Consider the following 17,198-nt stretch of genomic DNA (forward strand, 5'->3'; position numbering starts at 1 on the left):
GTGCACCCGAGACGAGGCATCTTAGCGATGGACGCGATGGATGTGCTACCAGGGTTCACCGGTGTCGCTCAACACGATGGTTGGAAGCCCTACCTACGCTACGAAGATGCAACGCACGCTCTCTGCAATGCTCATCACCTTCGAGAGCTCGAGTACGTGTCTAGCCAGATGGGTCAGGGGTGGGCAAGCGAGATGGCAGGGTTGCTCCTCGAGATCAAAGCAGCGGTGGGTCGGGCCTCTGACAAGGGCAAGGTCGCCCTCGATCCCCGTCTCCTCGGGCGCTACCTGGCCCGCTATGACCGCATCGTCGCTGCGGGCTTCGCCGCTAACCCTTTGCCCGAGCGAGTGTCGGGCAAGAGGGGACGCAGAGCCAAGTCCAAGGCTGCCAACCTGCTCGAGCGCCTCGATCGCTACCGCAGTGAGGTTCTGCGTTTTGGGACCAACTTCGCAGTGGACTTCGACAATAACTTGAGTGAGCGTGACGTTCGTATGCTCAAGTTACAGAACAAGATCTCAGGTGGTTGGCGATCCGAGGAGGGGGCTCAAGCTTGGGTTCGAGTACGCTCTTACCTCTCCACTGCGAGAAAGCAGGGCCACAACGCAACGGAGGTCCTAACCCAGCTCTTTGGGGGACACTGTTGGATGCCGACGCTTCCCGGTCCGTGAACGTCTACGAGAGCGATGCCTGATAGTCGCGCACCGTGGCAACTAGGCATGCCCCGATCTGCAAGGTGGCCTGGGCGACCACTTCGAGGGCCCTATTGCGTCGATCGAATGAGATCTTCGGCCCGAAGCGTTCAGAATGTAGCGCGGATGCGAGCTCCGTACAAAAGACGAGGACGTTAAAACCCATCCTTTTGCGCTCGGGTGCCTCGAGAGGGGTGGTCCCCAGCAAATCATTGGCCAGTTTGGCCCAGATAAGCAGCACCTCAGCGTGGGCTTCGATCATCGAAGGGTGCGAGGTCGATGCCTCCTCCTCGAGCGCCATGACCAAAGTGACCGGACCGTCTGCGAAATAGACGGGTCCTCTCCCGCGCAGCCAGGTCGGTGACTCAGCCAACGCCTCTTCGGGTGGAGGCAGCATCAGGGCGTGGTGAGCACACCGAAGCATAACCGTGCCGCTAGCCTCTGGCCTCTTCGTCTTGCTCATTGCCATCACGGTACCATCACCAGCTGCTAAGTGGTTGAGGGACCTGAATGGTTACGACTGATTTTGCTCAAGTGAGCAGGCGACTCAACCCCTTGATGTCATCGCGTAGCCTTGCCGCCTCTTCAAAACGCAACTCGGTAGCACACGTCTCCATCTCGATGGTAAGGGCCTCGATGACCTCCTTTAGCTGTTCGGGAGCGAGATGTGCATATCTCTCTTCCGCCTTCGAACGCCTTAGCTTTGGTACCCTTGTCCCCGAACGCTCGTCTCCTATGAGATCACCAAGTCGAGCTGTAACTGTGGTAGGCGTGATATTGTGTTCACGGTTATAGCTCTCCTGTAAGGCACGTCTGCGAGATGTCTCCGAGATCGCATACTCCATCGACCGAGTCACCTTGTCTCCATAGAGGAGCACCATTCCATGGCTGTTACGCGCGGCACGACCAATCGTCTGGACAAGAGATGTCTCTGATCGTAGAAACCCCTCCTTATCAGCGTCCAAGATTGCAACGAGAGACACCTCTGGGAGATCGAGCCCCTCGCGCAGTAAGTTGATACCAACCAGGACGTCATACTCGCCAAGACGGAGGTCCCGAATCAGCTCGATCCGATCAAGAGTCTCTACGTTTGAGTGCAGATAGCGGACTCTCACGCCAAGTCCTTCGAAGTAGTCAGTCAAATCCTCGGCCATCTTTTTCGTCAACGTCGTCACCAATACGCGTTCATTTTGGTCGACACGCCGGTGGATCTCCGCCAGTAGATCATCGATCTGACCCTTGGTGGGGCGAACTTCTACAACCGGATCCAGTAATCCTGTTGGCCTCGCAATCTGCTCGACCACACGAGCGGACGCAGCGATCTCGTAGGGGGCAGGGGTTGCCGAGAGGAAGATAGCTTGATTGATCCGCTCATAAAATTCATCAAAGCGGAGCGGACGGTTGTCCATGGCTGAGGGCAGCCGAAAGCCGTGCTCTACCAGAGTCTCCTTGCGAGAACGATCGCCAGCATACTGACCCCGGAGTTGTGGCACGGTTACATGGCTCTCGTCGATTATGAGTAGGTAGTCCTTGGGGAAGTAGTCGAGCAAAGTAAAGGGAGGTTCACCGGCCTGACGCCCGTCGAGGTGACGTGAATAGTTCTCGATACCTGAACAAAACCCGACCTCGGAGAGCATCTCGAGATCAAACTCGGTACGCATCTTAAGTCGCTGTGCCTCGAGCAACTTACCTCTGTCCTCGAAGTAACCCAGTTGGCTTCGCAACTCTTCTTCAATGCCATTCATTGCCGTCTTCAAACGTTCTGGACTCGCTAGGTAATGAGTCGCCGGAAAGATAACAAACTCATCCAAATCCTTCACGAGTTCACCGGTCATGAGGTCAACCTTAGAGATGCGTTCAATCTCTTCCCCGAAGAACTCAATCCGCATCGCGAACTCCTCGTAGGCTGGATGCACCTCGACCGTATCACCACGCAATCGAAACTTTCCGCGCGAGACCTCCACGTCGTTACGCTCGTATTGCATTGCCACCAGCGAACGTGCTACAACAGGCAGCGGAATACTCTCACCACGGCGCAACGGTAGGATCTGCCCCTGATACTCTTCAGGTGAGCCAAGGCCGTAGATGCACGAGACAGAGGCGACGACTACGACGTCTCTTCTAGTGAGCAGAGCAGAGGTGGCAGCGTGGCGGAGCCGGTCGATCTCATCGTTTATAGACGAGTCCTTCTCGATGTAGGTATCTGTGGTAGGGAGATACGCCTCGGGTTGGTAGTAGTCGTAGTAGGAGACAAAATACTCGACTCGATTATGTGGGAAGAACCCTCGAAATTCATTCGCGAGTTGTGCGGCTAGTGACTTGTTTGGGGCGATAATCAGCGTCGGCCGCTGCACCGCCTGGATGGTCCAGGCTATCGTCGCACTCTTGCCTGAACCGGTGATACCAAGCAACGTTTGAAAACGCTCACCGCTCTCGATGCCTTCAGCGAGTGCTGCGATAGCCTTCGGCTGATCTCCGGCGGGTTCATAGTTCGAGACGACCTGAAAGTCTGGCACCAATCCAGCTTAGGCGTCACGTCCCAACAAGAGCCACCCGTTGAATCTCACTGAAGATCTCTCAACATCTAGTCAATACACACCACCCTATCGATAATGCAAGCAATATCCTTATGGAGTACCAGGGCCCGATGGCCCGGCACCAGAGGATATTTTCGACTCCTCAGCTAGGAAACCGCGCCCAACCAGGCCCAAGAGCTGGGGCCAGAGGTTAAGGTAGATAGTAGTTGCTAATTGCAACTACACCCCTGACGTGGACGCATATGCGCGTCTGCCATCAACCCTTATGGGAGGTTCAATGACAGATCATGCCGTACTCGGAGAAGAGATTGCATTTCAAGGTGCTAAGGGAGAGTGGATTGAGGGCTTCTTCGCTCGTCCGCTAGGTTTGACTTCGGTTGGTTCGGTGGTAGTGATCCACCACATGCCGGGCTACGACGAGGCGACAAAGGAGATTGCCATTCGCTTTGCTCGCCACGGATACGCGGTACTTATGCCAAACCTCTACTTCCGCGAGGCGCCAGGCGCTGCACCTGATGACGCTGCAGCTATAGCTAGGTCCAAAGGTGGAGTGCCTGACGATCGACTCCTAGGGGACGTATCTGGTGCCCGGGATTTTCTGCTACACCAACCGAATGCCAATGGCAAGAGTGGCGTTATCGGCTACTGTTCAGGGGGTCGTCAGTCCTTCCTCTCTGGATGTGAACTGCCATTCGATGCAATTGTTGACTGTTACGGTGCCTTCGTCGTCAATCAACCGCCAAGCGAGTCGCCGATGAAGGTGACAGCCGTCGTTGACCGCGCCTCCAAGCTCACCGGTCCAGTGTTGGGGCTCTTTGGCAACGATGACTCCTACCCGGGCCCCGACGAGGTCAATAGGCTCGATGAAGTGCTTACCAAGCTCAACAAAGCCCATGAATTTCACCGCTATGACGGTGCCGGCCATGCTTTCTTTAATACTGCTTCGCCCTCTTATCGACCAGAGGCAGCAATGGATGCGTGGGGACACATCTTCACCTTCTTCGGTACCCACCTAGGTGCGTGACCAAGATGTGTACCTACACCACCGCCACACTCAAACTCTTTGGAAATGCTAAGAGTGGTGCATCATGGGAACGAGTGAAGACGGCTTCGGTATACCTAGATCACCCGGTTGCCTTTCCGGCGACGCATTCGCTTAACATCGACCTCTTTGCAGATCAGGATGACCCGAAGAGGAGCGCAGCGCTTGAGCTCTCTCCTCGATCAGCAAAGGCGCTCGCCGAGGCGATACTATCGATGATCGCCGAGGCTCCAGAGGGACTCATCGATGAGGAACTGACGATTTCGTAGCTGTCTTCGTAGATTTGCCGTAATAGTGTTCGTTATCGGAACTATTGCGGCAAATCTTTAGTTTTAGACTAGAAATTTTCACTGAACTACTAAACTATCCTGGTCTTGCAGCCGTGCATGCACCAAGGTGCTCGCCTCAACCAAGGATGGTCTCGATGTTTCGTTCTCTTCTAGTCGGTTCTTTGACCGCCATCGCCACCTGTACCGCTAGCCAGTACGTCACCGCTACTGCTGCTCAAACTCCCTCAATTAACCTGAGTGCCGCCAGCGCTCCTAACTTTGGCGTCGTACCGAAATTTCCGTGGGGGGTATTTGTAAGCCATAATGCATCTCTAACCGGAATCGCGACAGGAGGAGTTGCCGTTGGAGGGACACTCCTGGCCGCGGGACCTCACCCATTCAGTGCAAAGCTAGAGTGCACGACACATGTATGCGGAGCTATGCCGATCGCTTTCGGACTGGTCCACCAGCTCCTCAGCTTGGACTCTACTCGCTGGGCAAGGCTAACTCCCAACATGACCATGTATGTAAGCACCAGCACAGTCCTTCTTCGAGGTACAAACCGATCATTGGATGTCGTGAATCTCAACAAACTCCCTACTGCTAGCTTCACCTTACGCGTTAGTGTCCCTAGCACGGCAACAGTCGTGATCAACGTAGCAGAGAGGACTGTAAAGGACCTCGGCAGATTGCGAGCAACGGAACTGCCAGCGGCAACGACTCCCAGGCTGCTCTGGAACTTTGGAGACATCAACTCCCTTCGGCTACCACCGGTCACCTTCATTGGCAGCGTTCTGGCCCCTGAGGCAAGCGTGGTTGGATCAGCTGGAGTCGACGGAGATATCATTGCTGAGAATTTAAGAGTCGATGCCGCGAAGCCGACGGTGATTCATGACAACAGAGATGGCTTTCGGGGAGTGTTGCCACAGTATCCGGTAACCCGGGCAATTGTGCCCGTGTTGGCCGTTGGCCAGCAGCCAAAGACTCCGCTTCGCATCATGGCTCCGGTGAGTTAGCGAGGCAGGGTTTAGGATCGACAACGTCGTGGGTACTCATCGCAGGCTTGTCGTCTCTAGGATGTCTGCATGAATCTAAACTCTGGCATCCCACTTAACGAACTCAGCTCGGAAATTCGTCCACAGGATGATCTCTTCCGCCACGTCAACGAGACATGGCTGGCAGCGACGCCGATTCCAGCAGACAAGGCAACCTATGGGACCTTTGTAATCCTCGCCGAAGAGGCAGAGCGAAACACTCGAGTGATCCTCGAAGAGGCTAGAACTGCACCAGTCGGAACCGAGATGCGCAAACTAGGTGATCTCTTCACTAGCTTCATGGATGAGGAGGCGATCGACCGCAACGGGCTGCAGCCTATCCAACCACTGCTGGATGAGGTTGGCGCGATCACGAACCTCCAGGAGTTTCTAGCGCTACTAGGACGAACCCAACGCGAGGGATTGGCAAGCGCCTTCCACCTCTTCGTGGATTCGGACCCTGGAGACCCTAGCCGTTATCTTGTCTTTCTTGAACAAGGGGGGCTTTCACTGCCAGATGAACGCTACTATCGCGAGGAGCGTTTTCAAGCCATCCATGGCGACCTAACGGCCCACATCCAACGGATGCTTGAGCTTGCTGGCCGTCAGGATGCCCGAGCGGCTTCACAGCGTATCGTCGCACTAGAGGACGAGGTCGCTAGTCACCATTGGGATAATGTGGCCTGTCGTGACTCTGTAAAGACCTACAACCTCACCAGCTTCGACGATCTGCTGGCGACAGTAGCAAAGGTCTCCCCGGGCTGTGCACTCGAGACTTGGGCCGAAGGGCTTGGCGCACCAAGCCATGCCCTCGAAGAGGTCGTCCTACGCCAACCCAGCTTCCTTGAAGGTCTAGCAAGCCTATTCACTCAAGACCAACTCCCGGCTTGGAAGGATTGGCTCACCTGGAGGATTATCCATGCCTCCGCCCCATACCTCCCAGCCGCCTTCGTAGAGGAGAACTTCGCCTTCTACAGCACCAAGCTCACAGGTGCCGCCCAGATCAGAGATCGGTGGAAGCGTGGGGTAGGATTTGTCGAAGGCGCAATGGGCGAGGCGATCGGGCACATCTACGTAGATCGCCACTTCAATGCCAATGCAAAGCAGCAGATGGACACACTCGTTGCTAACCTACTCGCGGCGTATCGCGAGCGAATTAGCAATCTCGAATGGATGACTCCGTCGACTAGAGAGCGTGCACTCGACAAGCTGAACAAGTTCCGTCCTAAGATCGGCTACCCATCAAGCTGGAAGGACTACTCTACTCTGTCCGTCGACGCCTCCAACCTATGGGAAAACATCCGCCACGTCTCTGAGTGGCACTTTGCCCGTGAACTCAACAAGATCGGGCGTCCTGTAGACCGCGACGAGTGGTTCATGACACCGCAAACCGTAAATGCGTACTATAACCCAGGCTTCAATGAGATAGTATTCCCAGCTGCCATCCTCCAATATCCGTTCTTTGATCCAGATCGCGACCAAGCCGCCAACTATGGCGCTATTGGAGCGGTGATCGGACACGAGATCGGACATGGCTTCGATGATGAAGGCTCTCGATACGATGGCGATGGCCGTCTCCACGACTGGTGGACTGCTGAGGATAGGGAGGCGTTCGAGTCAAGAACCCGTTCGTTAATCGCACAGTACGATGCGTTGGTACCGCGACAGTCACCTGGACACACCGTCAACGGCTCCTTGACAATCGGAGAGAATATAGGCGACCTCGGTGGACTTGGTATCGCCTGGTTCGCCTACCAGCTGTCACTCGGCGGCCAAGAGCCTCCGGTTATCGACGGTCTGACCGGGGCACAGAGATTCTTCTATTCATGGGCAATCGGGTGGCGTGACAAGCGTCGCGATGAAGAGATGCTCCGTCGTTTAGCTACCGACCCACATTCGCCTAATGAGTTCAGGTGTAATCAAGTGGTTCGCAATATCGATGCTTTCCATGACGCTTTTCATACGACAGCGTCGGATCCGATGTGGCTCCCCGTGCAAGAGCGCGTCAGCATCTGGTGACCTCTACTCAGGCATCGATGACCACGGTCCCTACTTAGGCATGCGTTAGAGCGCTCCAACTGCTTGCTGACCTCTCTCGGGTCTGCCACCATCAAGCCTGGCAGATCCGAGAGACCGGGAGAAAACGTTGACCCGGCATCGGAACTCCATGATTGAAAGCTTGCTCGCTACCATAGGGTCGAAGCCTTTATTGTGCTCTGAGACGATATCTATCAGCGTGGGAACACAGATCTAGACCTCATCATCAATTGGCCCTGGAGCGCGGAACTCGACTGCCTTTCGGGTCGTTCTTAACCGATTCGGGCTGTTATGGGTGCCCCGGCATGCAATTGCTGTGCCATCACCATCGAAGATGGTGCGCGCTTCGAATGGGTGATCACCGGGTTATCGATCGTGTCCCAGTCACAATCGAGCTCTCTGGCGAACAACGATCGTTGATCTTTACCAAGCACTCGGGTTGCGAATCTAGCTACGCTGTTGCTGAATGCCGAACCTCGTAGCTGTACTCCTATCATCAGCTTGACCAAACGGGAGCGCAAGCCGCGTCCGTAAGGATGGGGAGGATGTCACTCCACAACGCACCAAAATGGTATCCATCCATGCCTGCCCAGCGACGCCCAGAACAGTGCTGGCGGAGCCCCAGCGACCCTCCCAAACTCACCCCAGCTGGTTAGCTATAGTCGACCCAATCTCGCACTTACATCTGAAACTGCCGAATTGCAGACCCCATGTTAGGTGCTGACCCCCAAATCTCTCAGAACAGATCAGCGATCATCGATGCAGAGCGCGCCCTAACATTAGTCAATACTGTCTCTAGCTGTGTATCACCTACATAGTTAGGCAGCAGGATGCCAGGCAAGTCCCTAATCTCGGCTAGCGTCGATCCGCAGGCGATGATGTGTGCGATTCGGTCCCCATCCACCAGCGCAGCGTGGGTTCGCGACAGTGATCCCTTCGGTGTATGGTGTTGGGCTACTGCTTGCACCAGATCAGGATGGAAGTTCCAACTGGCAAGCATGTCCGCCCCAATAGCTGCGTGATGAAGTCCATAACGTTTCCGCTCCGAAGCTAACATCTCCGACTCGGCATCCGCAGTCAATGGCATCGATCGACGGCTATCCAAAACCTCGTGAAAGGAAGGATCTAGGCTTGCTATAACCGCCTCTCCGATATCATGCAAGAGCGCGAGCGAAAATGCCTGCTGCTGATCGGCTCCAATTGTTCGCGCCACCTCCGCCGCAGCTACCGCCGAGGTTATCGAGTGATCCCAATCCTGCGGTGTTACTGTTCCAGAACCCTCAACAAAGGAGGCGAGCGCCAAAGATTTAACGGCTTCAAACCCTAGCATCGCGACGCCGGCGTGTAACTCACGCACTCGTCCGCCAGTTCCGTAGAAGGCGGAGTTAGCCATCCGCATAATTCGTGACACCAAAATCGGGTCAGCACTCACCAGGGTAGCTACTTCGCGGGCTCCAATATCATCACGCTCGACAAGCGTCAATAGTCTTCCCGCCACAGCATGCGAGGCTTCAAAGACCTCAATCTTTTGATTGATATCTTCCGCTGAAACTAGATCCAACCTGCACCTCCTGGATGACTAGCAGTATCGGCCGATGGTTAGTGCATCTTTATTTCTTCGATCACTCCGGCTACTTGCCTCTCTAGATCTTCGAGATCACCATCGTTACTGACGCTCCAACGGGCAAGTTGGTCTCTCACCGCGTCGGGAACTTGGACCCTCATTCGGGCGACTGCATCGCTTGGATCCATCCCACGATCCTCGACCAAGCGCTGCAGTACTCGTTCCGTTGAGGCCCGAACAACCAATACATCATCAATACCGTAATCAGCGACAGTATGATCATCCAAAAGCGGAATCTCGACTACGACAACCGGACTATCGCTCATCTCCTGCAACATCTCGAGGATACGAGATCGAATCAACGGATGAGTAACTTGGTTCAACCGCATTCGACCAACATCATCGTTAAATACAAGTCGTGCGAGTCTGCCACGATCAAGTGAACCGTCCTCGGAGAGGATATCAGTACCAAACACATCCACCAGAGCCGCTAGGCCCATGGATTGCGGAGCCACCACTTCACGAGCGACGGCATCAGCACTGATCGTGGGTATTCCGGCCCTTGCAAAAAACCCGAGCACCGCGGACTTTCCAGAACCAATAGTTCCGGTGACCGCGATGACTCGGGTTTTACCTAAACGACCCGCCATGTGCGAGCCAATCAACTACTCGGTATCGGTGTCGCCTTCAGCGACCTCATCACCTTCAGCTGGGCCGATAAAGTTGCCCTCTTCGTCATACCCATACTCGGCGAATGCGTCACGATACTCAGGAGCGAGTTCACCACCCTCTAGAGCCTGGCGGATAGAGAGACTGATACGTCGACGCTGAGGATCGAGGTCGATTATCTTGACCCAAAGCTCCTCGCCAACCGTGACCACCTGTTCTGGTAGGTCGACGTGGTGGAGTGCCATCTCAGAGATGTGAACTAGGCCCTCTATGCCAGCTGCCACTTGGACAAAGCAACCGAACGGAACAAGCTTCGTGACTCGACCATAGACAAGCTCGCCAACCTTGTGCGCTGCTGCAAACTCCTGCCAAGGATCCCTTTGGGTCGCCTTGAGAGAGAGCGAGATCCTCTCGGTATCCTGATCAACCTCGAGCACAAGGACCTGGACCTCGTCTCCCACTGAAACCACAGAGGATGGGTGATCGACATGATTCCAAGAGAGTTCCGAAACATGCACGAGGCCATCCATCCCACCAAGATCGACAAAGACTCCGAAGTGCACTATCGAAGAGACAACACCCTTCTTGACCTCTCCGGGTCGGATGCTGGTCAAGAACTCCTCACGCTGCTCTCGCTGATTCTCTTCGAGAAATGCTCGCCTAGATAAGACCACGTTGTTACGATTTCGGTCAAGCTCGATAATCTTTGCCTCGATGTCCTGACCAATCATCGGAGTAAGGTCGCGGACACGCCTCAAATCAACCAGTGACGCCGGGAGGAAGCCACGGAGGCCGATGTCGACGATCAAGCCGCCCTTGACAAGTTCGATAATTTCGCCTCGAACTACCCCATCACGGGCCTTGATGGCCTCGATCTCTTTCCAAGCCTTCTCAAACTGAGCACGCTTCTTGGAAAGCACCAATCGACCCTCTTTGTCCTCCTTCTGGAGAACTAAGGCTTCAATTTTGTCTCCGGGGTTGACGACTTCACTTGGAGCGACATCCTTGCGGATCGAAAGCTCGCGAAGCGGAATGACCCCCTCTGACTTGTACCCGATGTCCAAAAGGACCTCGTCCTTGTCGACCTTTACAACGGTGCCAATAACGACATCGCCTTCATCGAAGTCAACAACACTCTTGGCGATAGCGTCTTCAAGACCCGTCTCGCCAAGATCGTCTACCACAATGGTATCTGCGGCCGCATCATCTTCGACTCCTGCAGCCACGTCCGCTTCGCTCATGAACTTCCTTACCCGAATATTTCAAAACTGAACCAATACAAATCGAGTCCTTGAAGACTCTCAGTTAATGATAGCCCAATTTCGCTCGTCCCGGCCGCGACCTGGAGAATTCTCCTAACAGTTCTCGGATAGTTAACGATGTTGTAGTTATTCTCGTGCCTCCGCCCAATTCGTACCCACGCCAACATTTACCAATAAAGGAACAGCTAGCTCAATCACATTAACCATGGTCTCCCTAACAACACCCGCGATGGCATCAGCTTTGGGAGCAGGAACCTCTACTACTACCTCATCGTGAATCTGCAACACAAGCTGTGCACCTGTGCCTTCGAGCTCACGATCCAGCGCAACAAGCGCCATCTTGAAGATATCAGCGGCAAGGCCCTGCGTGGGTGCATTCATGGCCTGGCGCTCAGCACCCTGACGTAGTGCACGGTTTGAAGAGCGCAGTTCTGGTAGATACCGCCTGCGACCAAGCAATGTAGTCGTGTACCCCAGTTCGCGCGCCTGTCGAACTACCTCCTGTCGATAGCTCATTAATCCCGGGTAGGCATCAAAGAACGCAGATAGGATAGCCTCGGCCTCTTCATTCGGGATGCTCAAGCGCGTCGCTAGTCCGTAAGCCTCCATGCCATAAGAGAGTCCATAGGCTACCATTTTGGCGACGGACCGTTGTTCATAGCTCACCGTTAAAGGATCAACGTGGTAGATCGATGCGGCGACCAGGGAGTGCACATCGCCTGTAGAACTCAGGACCTGGATCAGGCCCGGATCCTGACTGAGGTGAGCGAGAATTCTTAGCTCGATCTGAGAGTAATCAGCCGCCACTAATAGCGAGCCGGGCGGAGCGACAAACACGCGGCGGAATTGCCGTCCCTCACCTGAACGTACTGGAATGTTTTGGAGGTTGGGGTGTTCAGATGATATCCGACCGGTACGCGCAACCGTCTGATTAAAGGTTGCATGTATCCTTCCGTCCTCGGCAATCTCTCCTCGAAGCCCTTCGTAGAACGTTGACCGCAACTTATCTAGTTCACGAAAACGAAGTACAAGGCTCACCAATGGGTGTTCCCGCAGACTCTCTAAGACGCGGGCATCGGTTGAATAACCAGTTTTGGTCTTTCTTCCATGAGGCAGACCAAGTTCATCGAAGAGTACCGTTCCCAGTTGCTTGGGCGAGTTTGGGTTGAACCCTGGACTGGTCAACGCGTGAATCTCCTCAAGCGATGAAGCCGCCTCAGACGCTAGAGCAGAACCGATGGTCTCTAGGACATCAAGGTCGACAGCAACACCGGCGATCTCCATCCTCGTCAGCACCTTCACCAGTGGAAGCTCAATTTCATTGGCAAGCCGCCCTACACCCTCCTCTTCGATGCGAGTAAGCGCAAGTTCTAACAACTTCGGAATGACGCCAAGCTCGCTACTGATTGCGGTTTCATCAGAACTCACGTCAAAGAGGTCAGTTGAAGCCTCATGGACCCAATCAACCTCCAACAACTGGGCTACCTCACGTAGGTCGGATCGACGCTCTGAGGCATCTAAGACGTATGCGAGGACTCCGAGATCAATTAGCTCTTTAGGGGCCAACGCCGACGGACTCAGGATATGCAGCGAGCGTACCAACTCTTTGAGTCCGATCCCAACCAGCGAGACCTCGCCGAGGAGCTCGGCATCTTCGGCATCTAGAGTGTTAGGTTGTGCGCTGATCCAGATGGTTGAGTCCCCCACTCCTACTTCAGAACCAAAACCCAGGGCTGACGGCGGCACCCTCCCTGCCTCACCATCGAAGCGCGCCGCAGCTGCCACGAAGGATGAGCCTGAATTGAGCGCTTGACGCAAAGAGTCGACCCTCTGCGTGCTGCCAGATAACTTGTTCGAGACCTTCGCCACAGCTGCCTCCGATGAGTCGAACAAAGCTCGCAAACTCTCAAAGACGGTTCGCAACCCGAACGATTCAACAAATAGTCGCTCAGCCTTGGAGAGGTCTACGTCAGTCGATAACATCAACTCTCCAAGGTTCCGACCGAGTGGTACCTCCCGGTCAAGTTGGGCAAGTTTGCGAAATAGCGGGAGGTCTGCCGCCGCCTCCTCCAATGCCGCGCGCTGACGAGGTGATAGCGCAGGGAGCTGAGCCAAGATTCCATCGAGATTGCCGTATCTTTCCAACAAGTTCGCTGCTGTCTTCGCCCCGATTCCGCGAACTCCTGGCAGATTATCGGACTTGTCGCCGCGAAGGACCGCAAAGTCACAGTACTGATTTGGATCCACCCCATACTTTTGACGAATAGCCTCCTCGTCCATGGTGGCAAGATTCGAGACCCCCTGCACGGTTAGATGCACCCGGACCATAGGGTCATGCACGAGCTGTAGGATGTCGCGATCGCCCGTGACGACCTCGGTGGGGACTTGCTGGTCTGTTGCCATCCGCGTTAGCGTAGCGATCACGTCATCTGCCTCGTAGCCAGGAACTTCGATAGTTGGGATACCGAGAGCATCAAGCAAGCCACGGACAGCCTCTAGCTGAAATCGGAGCTCATCGGGAGTGGCTGCGCGTCCACCTTTGTAATCTGCATAAAGCTCATCACGAAAGGTCGCCGAAGGGTGGTCGAGCGCGACCGCAACATAATGCGGTTGAAACTGACCGATGGCAGAGATAAGCATACGGAAAAAGCCAAAAAGTGCGTTCGTCGGACCACTTGGCCCATGCATATCAGGGATGGCGTAATAGCCTCGAAACATCAACGAGTAACCGTCGATGGCGAGGAGTCGTACCGTCTCTTCGCTACGACCTCCCGGGCTTGAGGTTGCCATCGATCACCCTCTCCGCTACATCCTTCACCTTGCCACGCGTGTCCATCGCAGTCTTTTGTAGGAAGCGAAAGGCGTCAGACTCGGAGAGCTGATACTCATCCATCAATCGAGCCTTTGCTCGATCTAGGATTACTCGAGTCTCTAACTTCTCTTCGAGTTTGCGGTGCTCGTCGTGGATCCGTTCTAACTCGCCTTCAACCAACATCTTCTCGTCGAAACGAGCGAGAGCAAGTTCGATGGCAGGCACCAAGTCACCGGCCTGAAAGGGCTTAACAAGATAGGCCATGACCCCGGCTTCGCGCGCCTGTTCAACCAACGACCGCTGCGAGAAAGCGGTGAGGATAATCACGGCGCAAAGCTGCTCAGCGTTGATAGCCTCAGCCACGCTCAGTCCATCCATCCCTGGCATCTTGACATCCAGCACTGCTGCCGCAGGGCGCATGGTTCTGACCGCCTCAAGCGCCTCGTCTCCCCGCCCAAGATCAGCCACGACGTCATAACCTTCGGCGATGAGCATCTCCTTGAGATCTCTCCGAATGATTGCCTCATCCTCTGCAATGATGATTCGCTGTGCCATACCGTCCCTCAACGCCTCCCAAAAGACAACCTCTTGATATTCCCTAGTAAGCTAGGCGCTACTCGCCAAAACGGGTGCCATCAGGTGCTATTCTTCAACCACAGCCAAGGGAGTCATAATGATCGTCGGTCGCTCACTCTGGGTCGCAGGTACTAACACCTGGATCGTCTCCGACGATAACCAGGAGTGCGTCATCATTGATTGTCCGCCCGATCCACTCGCCATTGTGGCTCTAGTAAACCACTATAACCTCACGCCTAAGGCCATCATCACTACCCATGGCCATGTCGACCACACCGGTGGAGCACGCAGCGTCTCGCAACGCTATCCGGAGTCTCCTGTATGTCGGCATCCAGACGACGCCCACTACCTACGTGATCCCCTCCAGTCCAGCGGAATGCTTCGTGAGGCACTCAGGGAGACCGGTCTCGATCTTAGTGAACCTGAACTCATTCAGGATCTCCATGACGGCGACCGTTTTAAAGGTGCAGGTATGGAGTTTTACACCATCCACACCCCGGGTCACACCCCTGGTTCGATCTGCCTCCAGGTGTCGCTATCCGATGGCGAGGTACTGTTCACCGGCGACCATCTCTTCAAAGGCTCAGTCGGAAGAACCGACCTTCCCGGTGGCTCCACAGAGCTACTTAACCAGTCAATGAGGGAGAAGATCCTTCCACTTCGCGATGATCTGCAAGTGTTCCCGGGCCATGGCGAAACCACTACCATCGGGATCGAACGACGGTCAAATCCCTACCTTATCAATCTCTAGCTTCTCACCCGGATAAGAGAACACAGCGACCAACCTATCGTCGGTCGCTCCGATGTTGAAGGCCAATCGGCTTTCGCTGATCTTGGGCAAACTCTTTAGAACAGTCACTCCATCTGAGTGTCCGCAACGTCTAGCGGAGAAGTCGCAGGAGTCGATGCGAATGGGCGTCGATGCCATGACTGAGCAGGACTGTACTTGCACTGAGCTGCCTATGGATTAGGCAAAATCCTCCTCACCCTGAAGGGTAGAACTTGGTCGTAGGCCTTTTGGAAACGTCGTCATCTGGCGGCAACCGCTGACGGCGGCACGTCGCCACCACAAAGGCCCGATCCTATGATCGTCACGGAGACCGTACCTTAGCGGCCATGCAATAATGCGTCGATGCGGCCAAATAATTGTACTGCAGCGGACACCGAACCTGCACCTTCCAGGGATGGCCGCTTCAGGACGAAGGATGCGCAGATCGTTGAGGTGTGTTGGCGAGAGTATCGGGTTCGCCAACGGCCTTGGGTACCCGGGGCGGGACTCGAACCCGCACGCCCTTTCGAGCAGAGGCTTTTGAGGCCTCCGTGTCTACCATTCCACCACCCGGGCTAGGGAACACAGCATAATGCACGAACAACGTGTAACCATTCAGGCCCGCTTGACATCAAAGTAATAGTAAGCACGACTGTGCCCTAGATCACACACGATAGCCAAGAAGGTAAGGAGCGGCAATGATTGCCTTTGTCTTTCCAGGACAAGGATCGCAGCAGCCAGGGATGGGAGCCCCCTGGGCTGATCATCCCTCTTTTGAGTTAGTCGAAGAAGCCAGCAATGTACTCCGTCGCGATCTAACCCACATGTTGACCGACGCTGACTCCGAGTTCCTCCAAATCACCCGTAACACACAGATATCTACCTTCTTACTCTCAATGGTTGCTCTTGATGCGGTGGAGCGTCTTGGCGTTGCCCCTCAAGTCTGTGCCGGACACTCCCTCGGCGAGTACGCCGCCCTAGTCGCGGCCGGTGGCCTTGCCTTTGATGCGGGGTTGCGTCTTGTGCAGGAGCGAGGCGAAGCCATGGCGATCGCCGCCGAAGCACAGCCGGGTGCAATGGTTGCGCTTCTTGGCGCCGATCTCGATGTTGCGCGAGCAATGTGCGATAGTATCCCCGGAGATCTTTGGGTAGCCAATCACAATTCGTCTACGCAGATTGTGCTGTCTGGCACCTACGACACCATTGCACAGGTGGAGGCACGAGCCAAGGAGTTCGGCGTGAAGCGGGTAACGCGGCTAAAGGTAGGGGGTGCATTCCACTCTCCTTACATGGAAGCAGCTCGTGAGCGACTTGCCAAGGCTATCACCGCCACCAAGTTCTATGATCTAGAGGTCCCAGTGATCGCGAATGTCGATGCGCGCGAACATGTGGCCGCCGAGGAATGGCCAACCCTACTCGCAAACCAACTCACGCACACCGTTCGCTGGGAAGAGACGATTCAGTACCTACGAGAACTTAAACCACGTCTAGTCCTAGAGGTCGGCCCCGGGGGTGTACTCACCAATCTCATGAAGCGTACGGCACCCGAGCTCTCGGTTCTATCGATCGCCACGCCCGCAGATCTCGAGAAGCTCCTAGCATTTGTGGCCTCGGAGGGCCCAGTTGATGATTGGGCGACCTCTCACCAGGGTGAACGCCTATATGGCACCGAACGCCTTGTAGTCGCACCATCTAGTGGTGTATTTCGACCGGAGGCAGCTAACTGTGTAGTTGGCGATCCAGTATTCGTTGGTCAGCTCCTCGGCACCATTGGTGAAACTCAAATCCGTTCGCCATTCGCAGGCACACTTCAGGGGATGATTGCACTACCTGGAGAGCGAGTGACCTCTGGACAACCTATCGCATGGCTCACCATGACTGATCAGTCGGCCCTTGAGAACTAGGCGGACCAGACCATTACTCGACATACACCACACAAA

General features: G+C 55.1%; 15 protein-coding genes and 1 tRNA gene. 7 read left to right on the top strand and 9 right to left on the bottom strand.

What is annotated here, in order from left to right; all coding sequences use genetic code 11:
• Positions 1-666: IS66 family transposase (locus FEAC_RS10800; RefSeq protein WP_236684643.1), on the top strand; the 666-nt coding region annotated here is incomplete at its 5' end.
• 4 nt (positions 667-670) lie between these two features.
• Here the strand turns inward: FEAC_RS10800 and FEAC_RS10805 are convergent.
• A complete protein-coding gene (locus tag FEAC_RS10805; RefSeq protein ID WP_152623065.1) occupies positions 671-1,150 on the bottom strand; it encodes a hypothetical protein in 480 nt (159 codons plus the stop codon).
• Between the two features lie 67 nt (positions 1,151-1,217).
• Positions 1,218-3,203 (bottom strand): excinuclease ABC subunit UvrB, encoded by a 1,986-nt coding sequence (gene uvrB, locus FEAC_RS10810; RefSeq protein WP_081901145.1) that lies wholly within the window; start codon positions 3,201-3,203, stop codon positions 1,218-1,220.
• Positions 3,204-3,501: 298 nt separating this feature from the next.
• On the opposite strand from uvrB, the gene FEAC_RS10815 reads away from it, so the two are divergent.
• The 4 genes from FEAC_RS10815 (at position 3,502) to FEAC_RS10830 (ending at position 7,588) form a co-directional block, all read left to right on the top strand.
• The gene (locus FEAC_RS10815; RefSeq protein WP_035390220.1) at positions 3,502-4,248 is read left to right on the top strand and encodes a dienelactone hydrolase family protein; all 747 of its coding nucleotides are present in this window, start codon (positions 3,502-3,504) and stop codon (positions 4,246-4,248) included.
• Positions 4,249-4,253: 5 nt separating this feature from the next.
• Positions 4,254-4,535, top strand: a complete 282-nt coding sequence (locus tag FEAC_RS10820) for a DUF6295 family protein (RefSeq protein WP_035390250.1) — start codon at positions 4,254-4,256, stop codon at positions 4,533-4,535.
• A 155-nt stretch (positions 4,536-4,690) separates the two neighbouring features.
• Entirely contained in the window at positions 4,691-5,551 is an 861-nt protein-coding gene (locus FEAC_RS10825) for a choice-of-anchor A family protein (RefSeq protein ID WP_035390221.1), read from the top strand.
• 69 nt (positions 5,552-5,620) lie between these two features.
• Positions 5,621-7,588: a M13 family metallopeptidase gene (locus FEAC_RS10830; protein ID WP_035390222.1), complete on the top strand. Its 1,968-nt coding sequence runs from the start codon at positions 5,621-5,623 to the stop codon at positions 7,586-7,588.
• A gap of 290 nt (positions 7,589-7,878) precedes the next feature.
• Here FEAC_RS10830 and FEAC_RS10835 read toward each other — a convergent pair whose 3' ends face one another.
• From FEAC_RS10835 to FEAC_RS10860, 6 genes are all read right to left on the bottom strand, one after another.
• Positions 7,879-8,103 carry a hypothetical protein gene (locus tag FEAC_RS10835; RefSeq protein WP_152623200.1) on the bottom strand — a complete coding sequence of 75 codons (225 nt, stop codon included), beginning with the start codon at positions 8,101-8,103 and terminating at the stop codon, positions 7,879-7,881.
• 239 nt (positions 8,104-8,342) lie between these two features.
• Entirely contained in the window at positions 8,343-9,167 is an 825-nt protein-coding gene (locus tag FEAC_RS10840) for an HDOD domain-containing protein (protein WP_035390224.1), read from the bottom strand.
• 38 nt (positions 9,168-9,205) lie between these two features.
• Entirely contained in the window at positions 9,206-9,820 is a 615-nt protein-coding gene (gene coaE / locus FEAC_RS10845) for a dephospho-CoA kinase (protein ID WP_035390251.1), read from the bottom strand.
• Between the two features lie 15 nt (positions 9,821-9,835).
• Positions 9,836-11,080 carry a 30S ribosomal protein S1 gene (rpsA, locus tag FEAC_RS10850; protein ID WP_052566258.1) on the bottom strand — a complete coding sequence of 415 codons (1,245 nt, stop codon included), beginning with the start codon at positions 11,078-11,080 and terminating at the stop codon, positions 9,836-9,838.
• Between the two features lie 147 nt (positions 11,081-11,227).
• Positions 11,228-13,891 (bottom strand): DNA polymerase I, encoded by a 2,664-nt coding sequence (gene polA, locus FEAC_RS10855; RefSeq protein WP_035390225.1) that lies wholly within the window; start codon positions 13,889-13,891, stop codon positions 11,228-11,230.
• On the bottom strand, positions 13,863-14,468 hold the full coding sequence (locus FEAC_RS10860; RefSeq protein WP_052566259.1) for an ANTAR domain-containing response regulator: 606 nt from the start codon (positions 14,466-14,468) through the stop codon (positions 13,863-13,865). The genes polA and FEAC_RS10860 overlap by 29 nt, the downstream gene beginning before the upstream one ends.
• 118 nt (positions 14,469-14,586) lie before the next feature.
• On the opposite strand from FEAC_RS10860, the gene FEAC_RS10865 reads away from it, so the two are divergent.
• The gene (locus FEAC_RS10865) at positions 14,587-15,240 is read left to right on the top strand and encodes an MBL fold metallo-hydrolase (RefSeq protein ID WP_081901148.1); all 654 of its coding nucleotides are present in this window, start codon (positions 14,587-14,589) and stop codon (positions 15,238-15,240) included.
• Positions 15,241-15,751: 511 nt separating this feature from the next.
• Here FEAC_RS10865 and FEAC_RS10870 read toward each other — a convergent pair.
• Positions 15,752-15,834 (bottom strand) — tRNA-Leu (locus FEAC_RS10870).
• Between the two features lie 122 nt (positions 15,835-15,956).
• On the opposite strand from FEAC_RS10870, the gene fabD reads away from it, so the two are divergent.
• Positions 15,957-17,162: an ACP S-malonyltransferase gene (fabD, locus tag FEAC_RS10875; RefSeq protein WP_052566260.1), complete on the top strand. Its 1,206-nt coding sequence runs from the start codon at positions 15,957-15,959 to the stop codon at positions 17,160-17,162.
• Positions 17,163-17,198 lie beyond the last annotated feature (36 nt).

The organism is Ferrimicrobium acidiphilum DSM 19497, assembly GCF_000949255.1.
Lineage (GTDB): Bacteria > Actinomycetota > Acidimicrobiia > Acidimicrobiales > Acidimicrobiaceae > Ferrimicrobium > Ferrimicrobium acidiphilum.